Source organism: Streptomyces cadmiisoli (assembly GCF_003261055.1).
Classification (GTDB): Bacteria; Actinomycetota; Actinomycetes; order Streptomycetales; family Streptomycetaceae; genus Streptomyces; species Streptomyces cadmiisoli.
Genome location: NZ_CP030073.1, coordinates 8,944,104 through 8,965,245 on the forward strand (window position 1 = coordinate 8,944,104; position 21,142 = coordinate 8,965,245).

At 66.1% G+C, this 21,142-nt stretch carries 23 protein-coding genes; 13 read left to right on the forward strand and 10 right to left on the reverse strand.

Annotated features, from left to right (window positions below):
• Positions 1–356: 356 nt before the first annotated feature.
• Entirely contained in the window at positions 357–1,763 is a 1,407-nt protein-coding gene (locus DN051_RS39205; protein ID WP_112441685.1) for an IS1380 family transposase, read from the reverse strand.
• A gap of 7 nt (positions 1,764–1,770) precedes the next feature.
• Between DN051_RS39205 and DN051_RS39210 the strand changes: the two genes are divergently transcribed.
• Positions 1,771–2,958, forward strand: a complete 1,188-nt coding sequence (locus tag DN051_RS39210) for an NsdA family TPR-like regulatory protein (protein WP_484419805.1) — start codon at positions 1,771–1,773, stop codon at positions 2,956–2,958.
• Positions 2,955–3,482 (forward strand): N-acetyltransferase, encoded by a 528-nt coding sequence (locus DN051_RS39215; RefSeq protein ID WP_425471706.1) that lies wholly within the window; start codon positions 2,955–2,957, stop codon positions 3,480–3,482. Before DN051_RS39210 ends, DN051_RS39215 begins: the two co-directional genes overlap by 4 nt.
• Positions 3,483–3,925: 443 nt before the next feature.
• Here DN051_RS39215 and DN051_RS39220 read toward each other — a convergent pair whose 3' ends face one another.
• The 4 genes from DN051_RS39220 to DN051_RS39235 all read right to left on the reverse strand — a co-directional run bounded on the left by DN051_RS39220 (position 3,926) and on the right by DN051_RS39235 (position 6,225).
• Positions 3,926–4,309, reverse strand: a complete 384-nt coding sequence (locus DN051_RS39220) for a GntR family transcriptional regulator (RefSeq protein ID WP_053762123.1) — start codon at positions 4,307–4,309, stop codon at positions 3,926–3,928.
• Entirely contained in the window at positions 4,306–5,061 is a 756-nt protein-coding gene (locus DN051_RS39225) for a hypothetical protein (protein WP_112441689.1), read from the reverse strand. Before DN051_RS39225 ends, DN051_RS39220 begins: the two co-directional genes overlap by 4 nt.
• Before the next feature lie 401 nt (positions 5,062–5,462).
• Entirely contained in the window at positions 5,463–5,642 is a 180-nt protein-coding gene (locus DN051_RS39230) for a hypothetical protein (RefSeq protein WP_112441691.1), read from the reverse strand.
• 85 nt (positions 5,643–5,727) lie between these two features.
• The gene (locus DN051_RS39235) at positions 5,728–6,225 is read right to left on the reverse strand and encodes a lamin tail domain-containing protein (RefSeq protein ID WP_112441693.1); all 498 of its coding nucleotides are present in this window, start codon (positions 6,223–6,225) and stop codon (positions 5,728–5,730) included.
• A 707-nt stretch (positions 6,226–6,932) separates the two neighbouring features.
• On the opposite strand from DN051_RS39235, the gene DN051_RS39240 reads away from it, so the two are divergent.
• The 6 genes from DN051_RS39240 to DN051_RS45380 all read left to right on the forward strand — a co-directional run bounded on the left by DN051_RS39240 (position 6,933) and on the right by DN051_RS45380 (position 12,336).
• The gene (locus DN051_RS39240) at positions 6,933–7,376 is read left to right on the forward strand and encodes a hypothetical protein (protein ID WP_162625098.1); all 444 of its coding nucleotides are present in this window, start codon (positions 6,933–6,935) and stop codon (positions 7,374–7,376) included.
• Between the two features lie 699 nt (positions 7,377–8,075).
• A complete protein-coding gene (locus DN051_RS39245) occupies positions 8,076–8,735 on the forward strand; it encodes an SMI1/KNR4 family protein (protein WP_162625099.1) in 660 nt (219 codons plus the stop codon).
• 472 nt (positions 8,736–9,207) lie between these two features.
• The gene (locus DN051_RS39250; protein WP_112442834.1) at positions 9,208–10,077 is read left to right on the forward strand and encodes an IS5 family transposase; all 870 of its coding nucleotides are present in this window, start codon (positions 9,208–9,210) and stop codon (positions 10,075–10,077) included.
• A gap of 229 nt (positions 10,078–10,306) precedes the next feature.
• Positions 10,307–10,816 (forward strand): hypothetical protein, encoded by a 510-nt coding sequence (locus DN051_RS39255; RefSeq protein WP_112441700.1) that lies wholly within the window; start codon positions 10,307–10,309, stop codon positions 10,814–10,816.
• A 362-nt stretch (positions 10,817–11,178) separates the two neighbouring features.
• Positions 11,179–11,655, forward strand: a complete 477-nt coding sequence (locus DN051_RS39260; RefSeq protein ID WP_112441703.1) for a nuclear transport factor 2 family protein — start codon at positions 11,179–11,181, stop codon at positions 11,653–11,655.
• A gap of 459 nt (positions 11,656–12,114) precedes the next feature.
• Positions 12,115–12,336, forward strand: a complete 222-nt coding sequence (locus DN051_RS45380; protein WP_162625100.1) for a hypothetical protein — start codon at positions 12,115–12,117, stop codon at positions 12,334–12,336.
• 678 nt (positions 12,337–13,014) lie between these two features.
• Here DN051_RS45380 and DN051_RS39270 read toward each other — a convergent pair.
• The gene (locus DN051_RS39270) at positions 13,015–13,551 is read right to left on the reverse strand and encodes a hypothetical protein (protein WP_162625101.1); all 537 of its coding nucleotides are present in this window, start codon (positions 13,549–13,551) and stop codon (positions 13,015–13,017) included.
• A gap of 264 nt (positions 13,552–13,815) precedes the next feature.
• The gene (locus DN051_RS39275; protein ID WP_112442836.1) at positions 13,816–14,505 is read right to left on the reverse strand and encodes a DsbA family protein; all 690 of its coding nucleotides are present in this window, start codon (positions 14,503–14,505) and stop codon (positions 13,816–13,818) included.
• 417 nt (positions 14,506–14,922) lie between these two features.
• On the opposite strand from DN051_RS39275, the gene DN051_RS47955 reads away from it, so the two are divergent.
• Together DN051_RS47955 and DN051_RS45385 are read left to right on the forward strand one after the other, a co-directional pair.
• The gene (locus tag DN051_RS47955) at positions 14,923–15,201 is read left to right on the forward strand and encodes a transposase family protein (RefSeq protein WP_381281856.1); all 279 of its coding nucleotides are present in this window, start codon (positions 14,923–14,925) and stop codon (positions 15,199–15,201) included.
• Positions 15,149–15,451 carry a transposase gene (locus DN051_RS45385; RefSeq protein WP_162625102.1) on the forward strand — a complete coding sequence of 101 codons (303 nt, stop codon included), beginning with the start codon at positions 15,149–15,151 and terminating at the stop codon, positions 15,449–15,451. Before DN051_RS47955 ends, DN051_RS45385 begins: the two co-directional genes overlap by 53 nt.
• 154 nt (positions 15,452–15,605) lie before the next feature.
• Here DN051_RS45385 and DN051_RS45390 read toward each other — a convergent pair whose 3' ends face one another.
• Both DN051_RS45390 and DN051_RS39280 read right to left on the reverse strand, forming a co-directional pair.
• Positions 15,606–16,004 (reverse strand): DUF7919 family protein, encoded by a 399-nt coding sequence (locus tag DN051_RS45390; RefSeq protein WP_162625103.1) that lies wholly within the window; start codon positions 16,002–16,004, stop codon positions 15,606–15,608.
• Positions 16,005–16,150: 146 nt separating this feature from the next.
• Positions 16,151–16,822 carry a hypothetical protein gene (locus DN051_RS39280; protein WP_112441712.1) on the reverse strand — a complete coding sequence of 224 codons (672 nt, stop codon included), beginning with the start codon at positions 16,820–16,822 and terminating at the stop codon, positions 16,151–16,153.
• 438 nt (positions 16,823–17,260) lie between these two features.
• On the opposite strand from DN051_RS39280, the gene DN051_RS39285 reads away from it, so the two are divergent.
• Together DN051_RS39285 and DN051_RS39300 are read left to right on the forward strand one after the other, a co-directional pair.
• Positions 17,261–18,052, forward strand: coding sequence for a class I SAM-dependent methyltransferase (locus DN051_RS39285; protein ID WP_112441713.1), 792 nt, complete (start codon positions 17,261–17,263; stop codon positions 18,050–18,052).
• Positions 18,053–18,642: 590 nt separating this feature from the next.
• Positions 18,643–19,350 carry an N-acyl homoserine lactonase family protein gene (locus DN051_RS39300; RefSeq protein ID WP_112441715.1) on the forward strand — a complete coding sequence of 236 codons (708 nt, stop codon included), beginning with the start codon at positions 18,643–18,645 and terminating at the stop codon, positions 19,348–19,350.
• Positions 19,351–20,146: 796 nt separating this feature from the next.
• On the opposite strand, the gene DN051_RS47375 is transcribed toward DN051_RS39300, so the two are convergent.
• Positions 20,147–20,281 carry a hypothetical protein gene (locus DN051_RS47375; protein WP_267890867.1) on the reverse strand — a complete coding sequence of 45 codons (135 nt, stop codon included), beginning with the start codon at positions 20,279–20,281 and terminating at the stop codon, positions 20,147–20,149.
• Between the two features lie 337 nt (positions 20,282–20,618).
• Here DN051_RS47375 and DN051_RS39305 point away from each other — a divergent pair, with 337 nt between their 5' ends.
• Positions 20,619–20,960, forward strand: a complete 342-nt coding sequence (locus DN051_RS39305) for a hypothetical protein (RefSeq protein WP_112441717.1) — start codon at positions 20,619–20,621, stop codon at positions 20,958–20,960.
• Positions 20,961–21,142: the final 182 nt, after the last annotated feature.

The following is a 21,142-nucleotide window of genomic DNA, read 5'->3' on the forward strand; positions in this document are numbered from 1 at the left end:
GCTACCGTGGGTATGTGGAGGGGAACACGAGCCTCATCAGCGCGATGCGGGAAGCGGGATTCAAGCAGGCCGAGTTGGCCGAGGCCGTCAACGCGCACCTGCGCCTGCACGGCTCCGAGGGGACGGTGAGCGACCGGACGGTCCGCAACTGGCTCACCGCGAAATCCCGTTGGCCTCACCAGCGTCAGCGGGAGGCGTTAGCCTCCGTGTTTCGGTTCGGGTCGGCTGAGCTGGGTGAACGCCCGTGCCGGAGGTCGTGGGGCTGCTGTTGGATGGTGGGCATGCCGCAGGCCCGGCGCGATGGCCGGGTGCTCCTGGGTCCTCGGGTCGTGGGTGGTCAGTGGCGGTCTTGTCTGTCACGTGGCCGGTCGGGGCAGTGCGACGAGGCGGCTGAACGCGGCGGTCAGCTCGTGGCGCCAGGGCCAGGTAGTGGTGATCCGTAGCCGTAGGCGACGGGCTCCGCGCGTGATCCGGGCTGCGGCGTGCAGGAGCCGGTAGCGGAGCTTCTTGGGCTCGGCGGTGGCCAACTCGCCGTCCAGTAGCAGGGTTCGCGTCCAGGCCAGCAGGTCGACCGCGGTCAGGGACAGCTCCAGCCAGACCTGGTTGATCGCGAAGTGGCGGGAGGGGAAGCGACCGAAGCCGGTGGTCTTGCCGCAGCGGATGTGGTCCTCGACCCGGGCGTGGGCACGGTGGCGGACCTCCAGGTGCTGGATCGAGCCGCTGCCTGCGACGGGCGAGTCGGTGAGGAAGACCTGGTGGCGCATGCCTTCGTCCTGGTCGAAGAGGGACAGCTGGGCGCCGGGGTGGGGACGCTCGCGGCGGACGATGATGCGGGTGCCGTCCGGGTATCCGGTGAGGTCGACCAGGCCGGTCAGCTCGGCGACCTCGGCACTGGCGCGCAAGGCACCGTCTTGTTCCAGCGCGGGGTGCCAGACGTGCTCGGGCAGGGCCCGGATCGCGCGACGGACTGGCTCGGTGACGGGATACCCGACGGAGAAGAAGGTGTGGATCCCGCGTTCCCGCAGGGCCCGGATGTGAGCGAGGAAGGCTTTGGCGCTGCCCGCGCTGTCGGCGCGGATGAGGACTGGGGTGCCGTGGCGGTGAGCGTCGGGGATCTGTGCGAGGGCCTGGTCGAGGAGGGCGACGTGGTCGGCTGCGGTGTTCGCTCCGGCGTTGCCCGGTCGCAGGAGACCTGCCAGGGCCTCGCCGGTGTTGTCCAGGAAGCAGAGCAGTGGGTGGTAGCCGAAGCCGCGTTTGTAGGTGGCGGCGGCCTGTTCCTTCTCGGAGTGGCAGGTGACCAGGGTGGCGTCGATGTCCAGGACCAGGCCGGGCAGTTCACGGCCTCCGGCCTGCGAGGCGGGTATGGCGTGTCCAGTCTCGTCTGCTTGCAGCCAGGCGACCTCGCGGGCCCTGGCCCGAGCTGCCCGCAGGGCGTTCAGAGTCGCGGTGTCGATGCCTGCCAGTACCCGCCAGGCGGTCGGAGTGGAGGCGACGGGGCCGAACACGTCGCGCTGGTCGCGCAGCACGGCCAGGTCGGCGATCGCCTCGCCGCCGTCGGCGAGCATCACCGCGAGGTCCACCGCGACGCGGCCGGGGTCGTGCCCGGTGCCACGAGGCCGCAGTCGGCACAGAGCGTCGGAGAAAGCGCTGGTCAGTGCGGTGGCGTCGGCCAGATCCGCGAGTAGACGCGAGCCGGCATGGCTGACCACCCCGTGCCCGTCGGCGCTGACGACGAGCTTGGGGCGTGACCGGGTAGTGTGCACGCAGAAAGTGCCTTCCCGCTGGAACGATCGAGACCCTAGACAAGCCTCATCGTTGCAGCTCAGAAGGCACTTTCGCTTTTCCGATCATGATCCGGACGCAACCCCAGATGAAACGCGCAGGTTAGAGGCAGTATTCGGATGCACGGCAGAAGAGCTGGGCTTCAGACCACCAGCGGCAATACTTCCCACCATCGAACTGGAGCCACCCGTGAGGCGCAGGAACTTCCTCACCGCCACCGCCGTTGCCGTCGTGGCACCCGCCCAGGACTCCCGGCCCTCCCGAGTCGGCACGTCCGACGTAATCCGGCTCCGCTCCGGCCTCGATGCCCTCATGGCCCTGGATGACAAAAGGGGCGGCCACGAGGGCCTGGAGCGGTCAGCGCTTTCCGGAGCTGATGACGCCCTCGACAAAGTCCAGCAGGCGTCCTTCCAGCGTATCCGCCAGAGGCTCTTCTCCGTGGCCGCCGACTACACCGCGACGGCGGCGTGGAGCGCTCTGGACGCCCGTCAGCTCGAACGGACTCAGCGGCACCTCGACCGTGCGCTGTACCTCGCGGGGATGGCCAAGGATCCTGTTGTCGAGCTGAGGGTGTGGAACTCCTACGCCATGCTCGCCCACCAACGAGGACTGCACACACAGGCCGTGGACGCAGGGTGTGCGGCCCAGGCTACGGCCATCACTCGGCGGGACCCGCTGTTCGCCTCCCTCGCGCACGCCAGGACGGCCATCGGCCACTCGAACCTCGGCGACCGTACGGCTGCCTTGCGCTCCCTGGGGTACGCACAGGAGGCACTGGGGAAGACGTCGTCCGACGAGCCCCGGCCGAGCTGGATCGCCTTCTACGGAGGTGCCGAACTGACCGCCATGACCGCGATCGTTCAGGACCGGATCGGGGACCCGTCGCGGGCCGAGGCAGCCTCTCACAGGGCCTTGAGCAGCATCCCCAAGCAGTTCCGCAGGAACCGGGCGCTGGCCACCACACGGCTCGCTCTCGCCCAGCTTCACCAGCGAGATACCGATCAGGCGTGCGCCACCGCGTCCACGGTCTTCGATCTGATGAAGGGCTATCCGTTGCCCGGCCGGATGCGCACTCTCCTCGGCGACTTCCACCGAGATCTGATCACCCTTGCGCCGGACGCCAGGGTCGCACAAGAGTGGGGAGACCGCTTCCGATCCGAATGGAGCCGAACTTGAGCGCCCCTGATCTGGTCGTCCGCCGCTACTGCCACGAGGACCTGCCGAAGATCCGCCAGACGCTGATCGACGTCCACGCCGATGCCTACGCGGACGCTATGGACGACGAGTTCAACCAGCGCTTCCCGTGGTTCGTCGAGAACTGGGGCGGCAATCCGGACTTCGACTGCGTGATCGCCTGGGACGGTGATATGGCGGTGGCGTTCGCGTACGGGGCCCCGGCGACTCCGCAGCGCGAGTGGTGGCGTGAACACGTGACCCCAGCGCCCGAGAAGCACCGTACCTTTGCGTACTCGGAGCTGGCTGTCCGGACCAAGTACCGGAAGACGGGAACCGCGGAGCTGATCAGCCGGGCGCTCCTGGACGCACGGGGTGAGGACCTGGTGGTTCTCCTGGTCGACACTGAGCACCCCAAGGTGCAGGAGCTGTACGAGTCCTGGGGTTTGCGCAAGGTCGGAGAGCGGCAACCGTTTGCGGACTCCCCGCTGTACACCGTGATGCTGGCCGATCTACCGCTGCGCTGACCTGCAAACGCATGCGGCGCCCTCGACCTTCACGAAGGGAGAATGGGGCGCGCTGGTGCTTCATGCCCTCGTGCCATTGACACTCTTCTCGCCAGCGAGCCTTCTGCTGAACGCGTTGAACTTCACCGACAGAAAATGTGACCGGCAGGGATTTCCACGTAGGCCTGGAGGACAGCCCAGCTGGCAGAAGCCTCACTCTCGTCGGGACCGCGTATGCTGCGGCCACCTGCTGACCTGTGAGATGTCCCGGGCGCCGCAGTGGAACTTCGGGTGGGCCGCGAAACGTTTTGACCTGCCGTGGTCGAAGCGTTGCAGGTCATGGTCTGGGCTGCACGTTGGCCGAATCACCGGTAACTGCCTGCCGCATGCGGAGGAACGTCCGGCCATCGACGAGGGAACCGGAGAACGGCTTGCCCTGCAGGGGGCGAAGAAGCCCGAGCACCTCAGGCTGTCTCGTCCAGCGCTTGCTGCACCGCGCTGATCACTGCGGGCCCGTCCGCGCCAAGCCCTCGCGCCTGCGTGACGAACAGCCGGGCCAGTTCCGTCAGCTGCGTCGGATCCGGAACGGTGGCGGGACTTGGAAGCGGGGCCACGCGTGTTCCTGCCCCTCGGCGTGTTCGGATCAAGGAGGCCGACTCCAGCTCGCGGTAGGCCCTTGCCACGGTTCCAGCGGCGAGGCCGAGGTCGGCTGCCAGCTGCCGTACGGTCGGCAGGCGTTCGCCCTCCGGGAGACGGCCGGTAGCGATGAGCGCGGTCAGCTGCGCGCGGATCTGTTCGTACGGCGGGACGTGGCTGGCGGTGTCGACTCGAATGACGGGACTGGTCACCGGCGCACCCGAGCCTTGGGCGAGATCACCGTGAACAGGCACCACGACACCGTGACGAGGGCGACCAGGGCCGTGGGCCACAGCAGCGCTGCTCCGATGCGGACGAGGGTTCCGTCGCAGGTCGTGCTCATCAGGTCGCCGGAGACGGTGGAGGCGATGCCGAGCAGAAGTGCGGAAACCAGCAGGCCCCACGCGGCAACGACAGTCAGTGCGCTGTCGTGGCGGGTCTGGTCGTCGCCGGGGCGGCGGGCGATCCAGGTCAGCGACCACAGGCAGGCGGCTGTGGAGACGGCGAGGCATGTGAGGATGGGCAGGCCGTTGTGGACGCCGGGCCACGATCTGATGCCAATGACGCTTCCGTCCTGGCAGGCGAAGGCCAGAGGATGACCCGCACGACTCGCCTCGTCGGACCGGGCCAGGATGGCTGCCGCGACGACGAGGACGACAACTACGCCGGCCTGGGCGATGAGGAACGGGGTCATCCGCGGCGGGACATAGTCGCGAACCTGGCGCGGGGCCAAACCTGCCGTGCGGACCGGGCCGCGAGGGCGAGCCGTCAGCGCGTCTCCCGCTAGGACCCCGATGATCGCGCACAGACCGAAAGCGACGATGGCGTACAGGACGCCGATGTCCGCTTGGGCGTCCCATGCCTGCCCCACGATCCGAGTGGCGACGGCGCCGATGAGTAGCCCGGCCCAGCGGCTGTAGCGGACGGCCGGTGACGCAGTAGGCACCGTGTCGACTCCGTTCATGGGCAATTCCCCAGTGACTCCACCGCTTGTATCAAGTAGCCAGTACAAGATGCAGTCCAGGGACACTTGTGTCAACCGATTGGCACAATTGGGCGACGGGACCTCGAGCCGGGGGAGAGCGGTGCCCCATCAGCCTGGGGCAGGGCGGGCGAAGCGGTGAAGGGGCGAGGGTTTGCAAGACTGCGGGGCCTTCTTCCGGACACCTGATTCTTGGCGCGTCCACTGTCTGGATCCAGGTGGCGGTGCCGGGTGACCGCACTTGCGTCCTCGACCCGAACGAGGTGAAAAGTGCGGTCTGTTCGGAGGCGCCCACAGCGGTGTGAGACTGGCTGGCGCACTTTGAGAACGGATGTGGGCGGCACCCCGGTCGGGGTGCCGCCCACGCTGTGCCTACTGACGTTTCAGGAACCGCTTCGATCGCCGCACAGCCGAGCCTCGGCCTCGACCGCTGACAGGTCCTCCTGAACACCGCAGGCAAAGAGTGCGGAGGAGGTGGCCGGCGACCAGGTGGTCAAGGTGGCGCGCACCGCTTCGCCGGCGAGCGAGGCGTGCACGCCTCCGGCGATCGGGCCCGGCGTCATGCGGCTGAGTACCCTGTCCGGTCGGTTGCCCAGGACCGTCTCGGTGAGGGATGGTCCCGGGCAGGCGGGGTGCTGGTCGTGGATATCAGCCGTGGTAGCCGATGTAGCCGTTGCCGTCCCGGTCGTGGTCTCGCTTGGTGTACGAGTGCACGTCCGCGCGGCTGCCGGAGGGCTTGTACAGGTAGATAGTGTCCTTGTCGTTGTTCCACAGGAAGTTGCAGTTGTCGCGGTAGACCACGTTCTTGGCGTCGGAGTCGGTGCCGTGGCCGCCGCGCAGTTTGATGTAGTCGCCGGGCTGCAGGTAGTGGTTGGCCGTGAATGCGAAGCGGTTGCCGGCGGCGTCCTTGACGACGTAGCCCTTGAGGTTGACGGTCGCGGAAGACGAGTAGTTCTTGACCGTCAGGTATTCCTCGTCGGTGTTGCCCGAGGAACAGCTGTTGGAGTCCCGGCCGGGCGCGTCGTACTGGATGCCGCGGACCTTGAGGGCCGAGTTGTACTCGGCGGCGTGCGCCGATGCGGCGGGAACGATGGCGGCCAGGGTGCCGGCGGTGACGGCTGCGGCCAGGATGGAACGCGTACGCAAGAGGTTGCTCCCACAGGTGAACGAATGATGTTGCATGTGAAGGACTAGCGAAGGGCCGTCTTGGTTGCACTGGAACGGCCTGTCATTCGTTCGAGTGACCTCAGTCGGTCGTCGATGAGGGTGCACAACCCTGCTGGCCGAGGGTCATTTGCGCCACGTCGGCGACGCCGGCAGGTACTCGGTGGCGACCTGGCCGACGTTGATGACCTGGTCGACCGGGAGCACCTGGCGGCCGTCGGCACCTACAAGGGGTGGCCGATGTACTCAACCGCAGCCGCGCTCGCCCTCGACGTCGACCTGGTGCGGTCGGTGGTCGCCGCGGCTGGTACTGGAGCGACCTGGACCGCATGGGCAGCGAGGCCGCAACACCCGCGTCCTCGCTGGCGCCAGAGTGGCACAGGACACGAAGTAGCCCGTCACCTTCCCAGTGCCATCGGGCCACAAGCGGTCAAGAGGTTGTCTGGCGTTCGAGTTGCTACATCTCTCCGGTCATCGAAGCCCAGGTCACTGACCCGATGCCCCAGCCTCTCTCCAAAAGCGGTGGTGGGCAGTGATCACGCTGGTCATGATGGCGTCGAGGCCGGGCACCATTGTTGGGGACTGGCGTGGTGCGACGACTGTGCACATCTCGGAAGCAGTCAGAGAGGAGGGGCAGGAAGGTGCCGGGTGCGATACGTGACTTGCTGTGCTGGCGAGGTCCGGCCTCGGTGAACGTGTTCGTCATAGGCTCTGGCAACACCCCATTGCCGCAGGAGGCTTTTCACCTTGCAGGGATGGTCCCTGACGCCTTCCTGTCGTTCCCTCTTCTGGGGCAACCCGAAGTCATCGAACGGCTCGGGCTGGTGTCATACGACATCGACTTCGATGACGTCTCGCTCGATCTGCGTGAGTACACGCGAGTAGTACTTCGGCGTGTCTGCGCCGACACGCGGGCAGTGGCCTGGACAGCTTTCGAGGGGACGTTCCACTACGATGAACTCCTCACCGGCCAGGTGGCCCACCAGGTCTACGGGTACTGCAGGACCGGCGCCGAACCAGTCATCGAGTGGGACACTGCGGTCCTGCAGGGCGAAGAGTGGCGCCACCGCATCGCCGAGGCCCGAGCGGCTTTGGACGCTTTGCTGTCCGCTTCGGAGATACGAGGTAGGTAGAGCCGCGCCGACTGAGTGTCCAACCGGGTGACAACGCCGACGGACACCGGTGAACGAGCGCGGACAGGTTACCGGCGGCCCAGAGCGCGCACAACAACCGCGCCAGATCTAGCGGGAAACAACGGGGAATCACGTTGAAGGCAATCCAGTCTGACGTGGCCAGGCCAAGATCCGCTCGGTCGCGCCTGTCTGCGCCTGAACCGTACACAACGGATCGCAGCCTCCCACGCTGATGACGGCCTGGGCCTAGAGTCGCGGATTCGACGGCCAGAATGCTTGTCGGAGAAGACGGCTGCAGTCCGGAGATGCTGCTGCCGCGTCCAATCGAGGGGGCCGAAGCCCGTACGATGCCAGGTCCCTGCCCCGGTTGGAGATGACGTTCCACTCTGGCAGCGAGCAGGCATGGTTGGCTGCGACGGCGGACGCAATTGAGGCTGCAGCTTCACCATGCTGACGAGCCAGAGCGCCGATCTCGGAAACCACAAAACGCTGCGACGGTCGGTCACCGAAGATGTCTTGTCGTGAGTACCCTCTCGAGCCCCACTCTGGCTGTTCTCATCAAGATCGCTATCGAGCGACCGGTGATGGAGAGCCACACCAAGTTGCCCGCCTAAGCTCTCGGTTAGCGGCCGGGCGCTTCGTCGTTCCTCCATTGAAATTCCCGTGCCGATGCGGTGCACCAATCACTAGCCTGAGCCCGTGAGCGAAGACACGTGGGCGGGAGTGCGGGAGCGGGTGCTTCGGCTTGCCGAACACCCCGGAGCAGACACGATTTTTGGGGCACAGGGGCATGGCTTTCGCCTTGGTCCAGTCATGAGCGAAGAACAGATCCGAGAGCTCGAAGCGGACCTGGGCGTCAGTTTGCCAGCGCAGTATCGGAGTTTCCTTCTCCGCGTCGGAAGAGGGGGAGCCGGCCCCGACTACGGCCTGATGACACCGACCCTATGTAACGGTAGTTGGCGGTGGCTTGGCATCGGACTTGCCTTCCCCGCACAGCCGACCACCGCTGAGTTCGCCGGACGCCCCTTCGTGGCCGAGGCGCTGCGAAGCGAGCTCACTGCGATCGAGGCACAGGAGCCCACGCCGGAGGCTTTCGCGACTGACGAGGAGTTGAGTCAGGCGTACGTGGCCTGGGATGCGCGCTGCGAGGAACTGTACGGCGCACAGGAGGCGGGGGCGGTATTCCTCAGCGAGCAGGGATGCGGCTACGCATCGCTGATGGTGGTGACAGGACCGCACCGAGGTGCCATCTGGGAGGATCTGCGACCGATGGACCGAGGAATCGAGCCGACCGGGCATGACTTCGCGCACTGGTACCGAAAGTGGCTTGAGCGCACCGAGCGACGGCTCGAGACCTGACAGGGCGAGGACGAGGCAGCGCTGCGAACGCCACCGTGCCCAGCTTCCGCATGAACTGGGCACGGTCGCGCCCACTGGCACCGAGAAGAGCGCCGCCGACCTTGAGGTACCGCCGGTCGGGTGCGACGTACCGGCGGATCAACTTGACCCGCTCGTCCTCATCCTCGGTGTCACACATGGCAGCAGCCTCGTGTGGACGAAGCCGTCTGACCAGAATCTGGCCGGCCGGGCGCCTTAGAGGTCGTTTTCACCTGAATTGCCCGTGTTTCCAGGGGTTTTCAAACCGCCGGGTTGTGGTGCTCGTGCTGCTGGAGATGTGGGTTGATTCTTGCTGGTCAGATGGGGTGATAGGTGAGACGGGAAGTGACTTCTGCCTGTCTCATCCCAGGACGCCCGGCCTTCGCGGACGCGTGCTTCCGTTGTCGTCGCTGTGCGCCTGGGCGCACTCGGTCCGCGGCGGTACGCCGGAAGCATGCCGACGCGACGCCCGTATCCGAGTGATCTGTCCGATGCCCGCTGGGAGTTGATCGAGCCAGTGCTCTCTGCCTGGCGCTTCGAGCGCCGCGGCAGGGCCCTGGACTTCGGCCGACCGCCGGAACATGACCTGCGCGACATCATGAACGCAATCCTGTATGTGGACCGCACCGGGGTCCAGTGGCGCTACCTCCCGCACGACTTCCCGCACTGGAACACGGTCTACGGCTACTTCGCCAAGTGGCAGCAGGACGGCGTATTCGCCCAGCTCAACGGTCTGCTCAGGAAACTCCTACGGGAGAGGGAAGGACGGAACGGCGAGCCATCGGCCTGCGTGATCGACGCCCAGAGCGTCAAGACCTCCACCAGCGTCCCCGCCTCCAGCCAGGGCACCGATGCCGGGAAGAAGATCGTGGGACGCAAGCGGAGCATCGTCACCGACACGCTCGGACTGCTGCTTGCGGTGCTGGTCACCGCGGCGAGTGTGCAGGATTCCGTGGCCGGCACCCATCTCCTGGACCAGGTTGCCGCCGAGCACCCCGGCATCCATAAGGTCTGGGTCGACGGCGGCTACCGCCAGCACCTCGTCGAACATGCCGCCACCCTTGGCATCGACATGGAGATCAGCGCACGCACACCCGGGACCAAGGGCTTCACCCCGATCCCGAAGCGGTGGGCGGTCGAGCGCACCTACGGCTGGCTCATGCTCCACCGCCGCCTCGTCCGCGACTATGAAACCCTGCCCGTCCGCTCCGAAGCCATGATTCACCTCGCCATGACCGACCTCATGGCCCGCCGCCTCACCAGCGAGAACACCATCTCCTGGCGCGACCCCGCACCACAGATCAAACAGCCGATTTCGGGATGAAACATAGGGCGAAAACGACCTCTTAGTCCCGCGTGTCCATCCGCCTCGATTTCAGGCTAATTCAGCCCTGTTTGCGGTGGTTCACATGAGACCAGGAGCCGGGTGCAGCCCACGAGCGGGCCGCGCATGAACCCAGGTAAATGCCCGCGCACGCGGCCCGCGACCCACCGCCACAGTCGGAATGCGAGCGCCCAAACTGGCCGTGAGATCCACCGAGGTAGCATCCCGCATGCCCATTCCTTGGCGATCCAGCGCCGACATGTTCGCGCAGATATTGAAGCAGCGTGGAGTCGAGCCCGACGCCGTGCGTGATGTCCCGGCAGCGTGGGACGCCTTCGGTGAATTCCTTCAGATCGAGATTGCAGGGATCGAGGCGTCCGAGAACGACGGCGACGGCTTCATCGTCCAGTGGGGCCGGTGGGACTGGAACGACAACCAGCCTGCGCTGTCCTTCGGGCGGCAGCTTGCTGTGACTGAGGTCGGCGAGCCTGACGAGCGCTATTGGCAGCCGGAGTACTGGCAGGTAGAGCTCCAGCTCATCTTCAGAGAGGACCCGGCTTGGGCTGATCTCGCCAGCCTTGGCCACCAAGACACCGGGTTCGACTTCGACGAGGTCGGCCCACCCAGAACCGCCGCGCTCGAAAGGATCTGCCGCTTCCTTGACTTGTATCCGCAACTGGCAGCCATATGGCGAGCCGAGCCCATCTGCAGCGACTTGACCATTGAACGAGCGGGGTAGTTGCGGAGCGCGGTACTGCGAAGAAGTACAGCAACCCCAGCACCGCCTCTACCCGGCGACGTCTGTCGGTTTCGGTGCTCGGCACTCCAGTGATCGACGAGCGCCACGGCGACGTCGTGGCCGTGCTCCTGGGGAACGAGGCCATGCTGCAGGTGTTGGACTGGTGACACGGCCACGTGTGGCTGATGCTCCGCAATCCGCCATAGGCCCTGATCCCCGGTGACGAGGGGCGGTTCCTTCACAAGGTCGTGGGTGTTCTGCTCGTTCCGTCGGACCCCGCAGCGCGGCTCAGGCCTGGCCGAGATGCCGGAATGGCCGGTCGGGTGCAGGCTGAGGGGGAGGTGAGGGAGGGAGGGTGAGGCGTGGGCACTCCGGAATCGGCCGGCTTTGAAGCGGTCGACGTGGTCGGCAGGCACTTCCAGTTCTGCGATGCCAAGGACTTTGACGCAATGCGGTCATTGTGGACCGACGTGGTGAGCGTCGACTACGGCGGTGTCCTCCCGATCGAGGGAGAGGTCGACGCGGACGATCTCAGACGCGTGATGGCCGAGGTGATCGCGCCGATCCCGCTGACGCAGCACATGGTCACCACGCCCGTCGTCCGCTGTGACGGGGACACGGCCACCGTCCGGTTCCACCTGGAGGCGCTGCACCATCACCCAGCGCTGGCCGAGGCCGGACGGCCCACCGACTGGACCCTGTACGCCCGCAATGTGATCGGCCTCAGCCGGACGGCGGTCGGGTGGAAGGTGTCCTCCGAGAAGATGACCGTGGTCCACCAAACGGGGAACACCGACTTCGTGTCCGACCTCGCACGGCTGGCGGGCGGAAGCCGCTGAAGGGCGGTGCGGGCCAGTTGAGAGGGGCCCTCTGGAGCGTGCTCCGGCGGCGGCTGAACTCGGTAGCGTCGCGCTCGGGGAGTCAGGAACGCGAGCGTAATCCGGACGGCAACCTGGGTGCGGCAGCGTACGTCATCACCGACCTGCCCAGTCGGCAAAGTAGCAGGTCGCAGCCGATGTCGGGTTCTCCACCAGTGGATGACCCGACGCCGGCTGGTCACCTGACTAAGAACACCATCAGAAAGAACACCACGAAGCAGAAGACCAGACCCGTCCATCCGTGCCACCGCGGCGACAACACAACGCCCGCAGCGAAGCACCAGCCTGCCTCCGCAGCGACTCCGTCGACTGCACAACCGGCGGTCGAGACGCATCCGGGCATCCGACTGCGCCTCGACATTGGAGCCCGCCGTCCGGACCTTCTGCTGAACCGAGAACGTACTGACCGATCACAGCCGCGTGGCCACCGCGATCATGGAGGCCGGCTGGAACACCGAGCGCTTATCCGAGCTCATCACCCGGTGGCCCGCATCGAACCGGGTCCGCACCACCGTCAGCGTGATCATCGCCGCCCGGCTGCGCGCTGTTCATGCCTACCCGCCGCTCGCCACCTCGGACAGCCCGCACCGTCATCGCAGCCCTGGCGCCCCTGGCGCAGGTCGAGTGATCCAGCTGCGGTAGGCCCAAAATCGCACCCGGGCGGAACCTGTGCCCGGCCTGCCGGGCTGGCTGCTATGCCGAACCTGCCCCGGACCGAGATCACGGTGCGCGCGCACCGACAGCGACGGCCGCTGCAGTGCCTGCGCCACCGTATCCATCTCCCTCCTGGATGGATCACCATGGCCACCCAGGCCTGCCGGGGAAGAGGATTGCTCATCGGCGCACTGGAGGGATCGTGTGCGTACCGAATGGCATGGGTCGGTGTGGCGCTGACGGCCGTCTGGTGCGGTGCGCGGCCTGCCTTCCCGTGTGAGAGGTCCGCCATCTGGCAGGAGGGCCTCCAACTGTGACACCTGGCCGACGGCGCCACGCTCCATGGCCGTTGGTCGGCGGATCGGAGGATGCGGCGGCGGCCGGTGGTGACCTGCTGGGCGGTGGTGGGGAACAGGGCAGCCGCAGGCTGCCGGACTCTCCGAGACGGGGCCCTGACCTTCTTGATCGGGTTCACGGCACCTTCTGTGACGTCGGAGCAATGCCGGGCCCGGACGATGCATGCCTGCCGAAACATGCGGGACGGCGAAAGGCTTCTCCAGTATTCCGAAACCCTGATCACCTGGGCTGCCGTCACCCTCGTGGCCCGCGGCCGCACCCAGCAGAAGTGGCTCAGCCGTTGAGCCCTTTACTGCACGCAACCGACGCTTACTGCCCGACGGCGTTTGGTTGGAATGCCTTGAAGCACACAGTTCGGCTGTTGCTGCAGATCTCCGCGTCCCTGGGGATGTGCGTAGCTTCTGGGAATTCGTAGGTCAGGAATATCATTGTTCTGCCGGAGGGGAACCTGACCGTGCTTTCCTGTATGGGGGTTGCGTGCTTGGGCGTGCCGCCTGTGTAGGTGAAGGGCCCGCTGGTGTTCTCGACAACGGTGACGTTGAGCCACAACTGATGCCGATCGGCTGCACCGCTGAGGCCGTGCGGAGTAAGTCTGCCCACATGCACGTAGCCCTGCGGCTTCCGCTTTGCCGCAAGCCCGAAGCACGTCCGGTCCGAGCCCCGCTCGCGAATCGACACCAGGCAGTACGTGTTGGCGTCCGGCATCCAGGCAACGTCACCTGTGCCCGCCGGCTGGCGGCGCCGCAGGACCGCCACCTCCGACGTCGCCGGAACAGCGTGCCCCGCGGGGAACAACGCCTCGTTTCTGTACGCCTCGATCAGCTTCGCGTCCTCGGCAGTGATCATCGCCGCACCCAGTGGCATGGCGGGACCAGGCTCGGGTGGCTCGGGAGAACCGGAGGAAGCAGGCGAAGAAGGAGAAGAGTAGGAGCGAGGGGGAGGGGGAGAACTGAGCGGAGGGCTGGCCTCCGTGCAACCTGTCACCACGAACAGCAGTACGCCGACACACGAAAGAAGCCCGCGCTTCATCTCTCACCCCCGGTTGTGGTGATCATAGCCGAGCCGTTGTGACTCAGCGTCAAAGGTGATCCTGTGCTCCCCGGTCTGCTGCTATTCGGGTACTGAGTTCAGGAGCATGGCGAAGGACTCCTTCTCGAATACCCAGCCTGCCAGGTTGCCTGTGATCTTGGTGCCGTTGATGGCAACAGTGGGGGTGCCGGGGCCGCGTGGGTCGTCGCCACCGGCTGTCTCGTAGGTCTTCTGCGACGCGTTGACGAAGTCCTTGTACTTCATCGTCGTCACGGCAGAGTCGAATGCTTCGCTCCGCAGCCCGTCGACCTGGTCGGCGAGTTCGAGCAGGGAGGCCGTGGTGTAACCGCCTGCGAGTTCGATCTCGGCCCTGTTTTCGAAGATCACGGCGTGGTACTCGGTGAACTTGCCGGCGTCCAGCGCCGCGCGAAGGGCGTTGACGGCTCTCTTCGATCCGTCGCCACCCATGCTGTCGTCCCTGAAGGACGCGAGGGTGTACTCGGTCTTGGCCTCGCGGCGAAGCGTCATCTCGCGGAGAGCCGGGGCGCCGGTCGACTCAAACTGCTCGACGAACGGACAACGTGGGTCCTCGTACAGCCTTACCGTGGTTGCCGCGGCCGGGTCGCCCACCACGATCGTCGTGCCGTCCGCGGCCAGCTTCTCCGGCAGTTCCTCAACCCCCGTGTAGTCCGCCGGGACAGGCGTGCCAGCGCCTTTGCCGTCCGTGGACTGCTCCGTCTGTGCGCACCCTGACACCATGAGCACAGCCATTCCGGCCACCGTTGTGGCGGCCAGCACTCTTACGTTTCGCACCTGCGGATTCCCTCCCCTTGACCGCGCTGACTCTAGGCGCGTCAGGTTGCGAAGCGCACACCGATTTCTGCCGCTGGACCATGGCCTAGCGTGGACGCAGTGGCCCTCGACTGGCTGGCACGTCCCGCACACGGCACGAGCGGGCGATAGGCCCCGGTGTCGACGGCAACTGATCGGGGACCGAAGAGTGCCCCGGCGGCAAATTTCCAGGCTCTGACCGGAGTTCAGTGAATCCCCAGTACAGCCAGTGTGTGCAAAAGCGTCCTGCCAGGGGATCTCACGGCTGTGGGGGTCTGTTCGCTGCAAGATGTGCTGTTCTCAGAAATCGTTGTCCGGCCGGAACGGGTGGACTCCGTCGCTGACGTTCTGGTCGTGGTGGCAGCGGCATGCGGACCGCCCCCAAGGTGTCCGGGCTGCCACGCTCTTGCACGCCGGGCCCGCTCGTCGTACGAACGCGAATTGGCAGAACGGCCGCTTGTGGGCGAGAAGTTGCAGGTCAAGCTGCGGGTGCGGCGATTCTTCTGCGACCGTACGTCTTGCCGCAGGAAGACGTACGTCGAGCAGGCTGGCGGTCGAACGCTATCGCCGCTCCAGTCTCGGTTTGAAGAAGTGGCTCCACGCGGTCGCGGCCGAGTTCGGAGGCCGGCCTGGTGAACGGTTGGGTCGCCGACTGCACCTTGGTACAGGCCGCAGCCGACCCCTTGGACTGCTGGAATCACCATCCGTTCCAGATCGGGCCCTGCGCATACTCGGTGTCTACGAGTTCGCTTTCCGAGAGGGCCGTACCTACGGAGCCCTCCTCGTCGATGTGGAAGCCGACCGGGTCGTCGATATTCTGCCCGACCGGACCTCGGAGATCTTCGCCAACTGGCTGCGCGAGCACCCCGGCACCGAGATTGTCTAATGGGTCTTTAAGGCGGTTCATGAGCCTCACGTTGGACGGGGCTCTTGCCCTATTGGTGCAGGGCCACAAAACGCCCGAACTGGCCAGGTGTGGCTGCGCCTCGTTCACGCTCCTACGGACCCGGATTCTCACCCAGCCGTGAAACTGTCCGGGTTCACGCTGCGGCGAGAACTGCCTGGACAAAGTCGCCTGGCGGCGCATAGTCGTGTGCCTCGACATAGTGAGCGATCAGTTCAGGGGCGGCGTAGGCAACGTCTCCACCCATCACCCATATCTCGGCACTTCCCCGCGGATGACTGGGCCGACTGCCGAACATCCGAGAAACGCAGAACGGGCAGGAGTGGAAGCCGCGAGTCTGCTGAGCTCTGTGCGTGCTGCTCATGCGGGTCAGCACTGCAGCCAGCCCGGAGGGAGCAACGCCCTGCTCGTAAGGCTGGCCGCGCTCAAGCCAGCCCACGTTGACCAAAGGAACACCATGCCAATGACCCGTTGCATCGGGCGCCCAGTTGTCCCTGTCATACGTGTATGGCGTCAAGTCCACGTAGTACGTCACTCCAAATGTCTACCAGGTGGACGCGACCACGGAGCGAACGGGCTGCGCGCCGAACAGTTCAAGGAACTCCGGGCCGAGTCAATTTTCCAAGAACCGCATCACAGTGGGCAGGCAGCGCGGTCGTGGTGCTCGGCGGCGCGGCGTTCTCAGCCGCGGTAACCGATCTGCGAGATGTCCTCCGCGAGATCAGTGAACTTGACGTCCGGGTTGAGCGCGGCGACGGTCTGCGGTGTCAGTGGACGCTGGGACAGCAGTGCGCGGACGGCCGTGAGGTCGACAGGTGTTTCGTAATGGAAGGACGCCCACGCCGCGTAACTCTCTGCTGAGCGGTCGGTGAGGAGTTCGAAGAGGTGGTTCGCGCCGTCGGGGTCGCCGTCTCCTTCCGTGGGAAAGGCAATGGTGCCGGCGTGCCAGCTGGTGTCACCGACCTCGCGCCACAGGCAGCAGGTGATGGAGGGGGTGGCGTCCGTGTCGGAGAGCGCGGGTTCGGTGCGGTGGAGGCGGAAGACGTCCGGCAGCTCGTCCAGGATGCCGGGCCACACGGTGGGGACGTCCGTCCGGGCCCACGGGCTCATGAGTGATGTGTGGTCGAAGCCCCGGACGTAGGCCCCGGCGGCCGAGAACACGATCGCGTACTCACTGCCCATGCCGTCACGCATCGAGGCCATCTGCGCACCTTCGTCCCAGTGGGAGTCGAAGGAGTAGAACCGAGAGTCCCATTGCGGGCTGAGGACAGCGTCGAGCATCGCGAGGCCACGGCAGTGGTCCCGCAGGTCTTCTATGCCTGGCAGAGCCTGGGCTACATCATGTACGGTCACGCGACCATTGCACCGCACTCTGCTGGCTGGTTGCCGCTTCGGGGTCCCGCCTGCGACCGAACCCCGAGGTGGTACCCGCTCGGCGATCGTGCGGGCCGTCTGCAGAGCTGCCGTCTTACGGCCTTGGTCAGCCTTTTCGGACTGGTTGGTGTCGGTGACGACACGGTCGACGATCGATGTCTGGTGCAGCACGCTGAGATCACCAACGTCGGCTCCGAAGGCAGCAACCGGGTCATCAAGAGCATCGGCCGCGACGCTTACGGCTTCCGCAACCCCGGCAGCCCAGCGCTTACGCGCCCGGTGAGCGACCACCTGGCGAGCCCGTGGACACTTCAATGCCCGCTAATTTCGTTGAGCCCGCACCTTGCAATCGTGTTGGCTAGCGGCACCGAACTGTCGTACCGCAGGTGTTTGCTCGGCTGTAGCAGGGAGTGAAACGTGCAGGAAATTGTTGTCGACCCCGTTGCCCACAATCGGGCAGCCTGGGACAAGTGTGTCCAACAGGGCAGCGAGTGGTCGAGGCCGGTAAGCGCTGAGGATGTCGAGCGCGCCCGCATGGGCGACTGGTCGATTGTTCTCATCGGGCGTGAGCCTGTCGACCGCTCCTGGCTGCCGACGGACCTGACGGGCAAGGACGTGTTGTGTCTGGCCTCCGGCGGTGGCCAGCAGGGTCCGATCCTCGCCGCCGCAGGGGCGCGGGTCACCGTATTCGACAACTCACCCCGCCAGCTCGGCCAGGACCAGATGGTGGCGGCGCGCGACGGACTCGAGCTGCGCACCGTCCTGGGTGACATGCGCGACCTCAGCGCTTTCGGCGAGGCAACATTCGACGTCGTATTCCATCCGGTTTCCAACCTATTCGTACCAGACTTGGCACCGGTGTGGCGTGAGTGCTTCCGCGTCCTGCGACCGGGCGGAACTCTACTCGTGGGCTTCCTCAACCCTGATGTGTACTTGTTCGACCACGAGGCGCTCGACGAGCGCGGCGAGTTGATCGTCGTGCACAAGTTGCCCTACAGCGATGTCGCGCAGTACTCCGCCGAGGAACGCGCCACGAAGTTCGGCGCGGATGCCCCTCTTGAATACAGCCACACCCTCACCGACCAGATCGGCGGGCAACTTGCCGCGGGGTTCGTCGTCACCGGCTTCGCGGAAGCGCCGCACCAATCCAACGCATCCGCTCAATACATGTCGCACTATTTTGCGACGCTGGCGGTCAAACCGGGCTAACCCAGCCGTGGGCCCGGCTGAGACGGCCGTGTCTCCGGATGGCCGAGTGGAGTGCTGCGCCAGCCCGACCCCCACTAACGTCGCTGAGCCGCGATGCCCTGACCGCGGACGCCGCCGCCCTGGAAGTACGCAAGGCGGCAGACGTCGGTACCGAGCCCGAGCACGCTGCGCCCTCGCCCGCGTCCGGCAACCCGACGGGCAGGGCCCGGCTGCCGCCGGACGAACGGCCTCTGCCGCTTGTCGCCCACTACGACCAGCCACTGCGACACTTCGCACACCCCGTCATAAGGGAAGCCACCGTGTTCGTACCCCGCCAGCGAGGGCGGGCCGAGAACGCCGCGACCAGACCTTCACCATCCCCGCATATGAGCGGCCATCGTCGACCGGCTGACCTTGGGTGGCAAGCTGATCCAGTCCGGCACCGAGTCCGACCGCCTCGCCATCACCCATGCCTGCGCCAGCTGCCGAGGACTTGACCGCAGGCAGAGCCCAGCACGGGAGTCGAATGCCTCGCGGCCGATGACGTCAGTGGTGGTTCTGCTTTCGGCAGGCTGGCCGACCGGAACACCCGAACCTGCCAGGCTGGGTGCATGGGGAAGAACATGTCGGTGCGTCGGCTCGATCTGGGGTACTTCATCCGGCCCGCGTCGGAGACCGGCGGCCCGCAGCCGCGGATCGAACCTGTGCTTGCCTACCTGGTGCAACACGATCATGGCCTGATCCTCTTCGACACCGGCATCGCAGATGCGGACCCCGAGACCGAGGCCCATTACCGTCCCCGGCGCCGACACCTGCAGGATGCCCTGTCCGAGGCCGGACTGGCTCTTGACGACATCTCCCTCGTCGCGAACTGCCACCTCCACTTCGACCACTGCGGCGGGAACCCTCTCCTGGGCGGCAGGCCCATCCTGGTGCAGGACGTCGAGCTGGCCACTGCTCGCAACGGCAACTACACCTTCGACGAGCTGATCAATTTCCCCGCTGCGTCCTATGAGGAACTCGCCGGCGAGGCCGAGGTCTGGCCAGGAGTCTGGATCGTTCCGACACCAGGGCATACCCAAGGGCATCAGTCGCTTGTCCTTCGACAAGGAGACGGCACGGTAGTCCTGGCCGGACAGGCGCACGACTTCGCCTCCCACTTCGCCTCTGACCAACTGGCCCGCCAGGCGGCCCTTCACGGGGTGGAGCAGCCGCTTCCCGCCTACCAGCCCTGGCTGGAGCGACTCACCGACTTCGACCCACGACGCGTACTCTTCGCTCACGACTGCTCGGTCTGGGAACCCTCGCAGAACTTCTAGGACAGGCCGGACGACTCTGAGCCGCATCGCACCAACGGGCGCGGCATTCATCGTCAACGCCTGCGAACGTTGCCTGTCCCCGCCAAAGCGGTGTCAGTTGGCATCGGCATTTCGCGGCCATGTGATCGACAAGCGGTATCCGTTTCCGCCGACATAGCCAGACAGCAGGGGATGGCCCCGACCCCGTCGCGAAAGTTTGGGCCAAGCCCCACAACTGCAGCGGGGCGGAGCCAGGCGGTGACGCTGCCCGTACGATGTCCGCGTGACAGCCCGCCGCAACCTTGGTGCCGGCCCTCAGGCCCCGCACAGCATTCGCGCCGCCCATGCCGACCTCCTCGGCTCCCTGCCGGAAGTTCGTCTACCCGACCTGGACGAGCTGCGGGCCCGGGGCGTGCTCGGCGTGCACCAGCCGACAGCCCCGGCCCCGCGGCGAATCCTCGGCGCCGGCGGCCGCGACGGTGAGGGATCCGATCCAACTCTTCGCTGAGCGCGGGCGCGAGGATGAAGCGAGCTGTGTGATATCTCGCCGCGTACTTGTCGCTCCGGACGTGGCACGCGCTCTCGGCCGGGGCGTCACAAATCAGACAGCCGTTTCGCTCAACCGTGTTGACGGCTTGATCGGCGTCAGGTCCACTCGGGTGTTGCGTCGGAGCTGTCCCACACAACACGACGGTTCTGAGAGGGATACTGCGAACGACGACCCGTGGATTTGGCGAACGATTCTGGGGCGTTCGCTGAACTCGCGCAGCTGGTCTTTGAGAAGAACCCGGACGTCGTCGGAAGGCGGAACACGACTTCAGGGCTGCGTGGCTGCACGCAGGTGGACGCGAAGCGGATAGAGGACAACGCCGGTGATGATGCCGATGTCGATGATGCGGGGCCAGGCACCCGGCAGGGCCAATGCGGCCACGATGTTGAAGGCACCCAGCATGATGCGGCGAACGCCCCTGTGCGCAGCCCTGGTCGTCACTTGTTGTGGCCCGGCTATTGCGTGTCCCGGTCGTCTCAGTCATCCGAGACACGGTTGCCGGAGGGTGGGCGCGGGAAGTGTTCAGTCTTTGAGGGCCTCCTTCAGTCCGTGTGACCCGGCAGCGCAGACAGGGGTCGCGGTCGGCGTCTACGCCAGCGGGCCAGCGCGAGGCCATCTGGCGGGCGTGCCGGGGAGTGGCCGAAGCCGCATCGTGATCGGTGCGATATCCCGTCGGACTGGTACCACGGACCTGTCGCTGTGAGGGTTGCTGGCACTTGCTACCGATCTTGAGGTCGTCATGTCAGGTCTGCCGTTTGTCGCCCCCTTGATAGTTCTGGTCTCCCTGCTGTGGGCGATGCCGCCGCTTCTGTTTCCCAGGCGGCGACGGGCAGGCGTCACCATCGCCGCCTCCCACCTCATCGTGACGTTGGCGATCCCCCGGCCCTGGACCGAAGACTGGTACTGGCACGACGGAGCATGGCTGATCCTCGTCTTCGGGCACGGCACACTCATCTCGCTCGGAAGACTGGGCTTCGAACTCAGCCCACTCGGCACCCGCCGCCGCGCGGCCTCCCGCCTCACCGCTCGCGACGAGACCGTGCGCCTGGAGGCGAAAGAGCACCCCTCAAAGTCGAGGTAGAAGGCTGGCCCATGCTCCCGTGTCACATCTGCGCCTCCTGAGTGCGGCCCGTACCGCCGTGGCAGGCACTGTGCCCGGGCGCGTACGCGGGATCGGGCACATCGGTTCAGGAACTCCGACGTCAGTTGTCCGGCCGGCCGCCTGTGCCAGGGGCTCAACACCACCGGCGCAGCGTTGACGGC

What these genes read in the sequence shown, in the direction of transcription:
- DN051_RS39225 (WP_112441689.1), bottom strand. Translation starts at nt 5,061, where the DNA reads ATGAACGGAGTCGACACGGTGCCTACTGCGTCACCGGCCGTCCGCTAC.
- DN051_RS39255 (WP_112441700.1), top strand. Translation starts at nt 10,307, where the DNA reads ATGCCCATTCCTTGGCGATCCAGCGCCGACATGTTCGCGCAGATATTG.
- DN051_RS47375 (WP_267890867.1), bottom strand. Translation starts at nt 20,281, where the DNA reads ATGCTGGGTGCCTTCAACATCGTGGCCGCATTGGCCCTGCCGGGTGCC.
- DN051_RS39305 (WP_112441717.1), top strand. Translation starts at nt 20,619, where the DNA reads ATGTCAGGTCTGCCGTTTGTCGCCCCCTTGATAGTTCTGGTCTCCCTG.
- DN051_RS39230 (WP_112441691.1), bottom strand. Translation starts at nt 5,642, where the DNA reads ATGACGCCGGGCCCGATCGCCGGAGGCGTGCACGCCTCGCTCGCCGGC.
- DN051_RS39270 (WP_162625101.1), bottom strand. Translation starts at nt 13,551, where the DNA reads ATGATCACTGCCGAGGACGCGAAGCTGATCGAGGCGTACAGAAACGAG.
- DN051_RS39300 (WP_112441715.1), top strand. Translation starts at nt 18,643, where the DNA reads ATGGGGAAGAACATGTCGGTGCGTCGGCTCGATCTGGGGTACTTCATC.
- DN051_RS39275 (WP_112442836.1), bottom strand. Translation starts at nt 14,505, where the DNA reads ATGGCTGTGCTCATGGTGTCAGGGTGCGCACAGACGGAGCAGTCCACG.
- DN051_RS39250 (WP_112442834.1), top strand. Translation starts at nt 9,208, where the DNA reads ATGCCGACGCGACGCCCGTATCCGAGTGATCTGTCCGATGCCCGCTGG.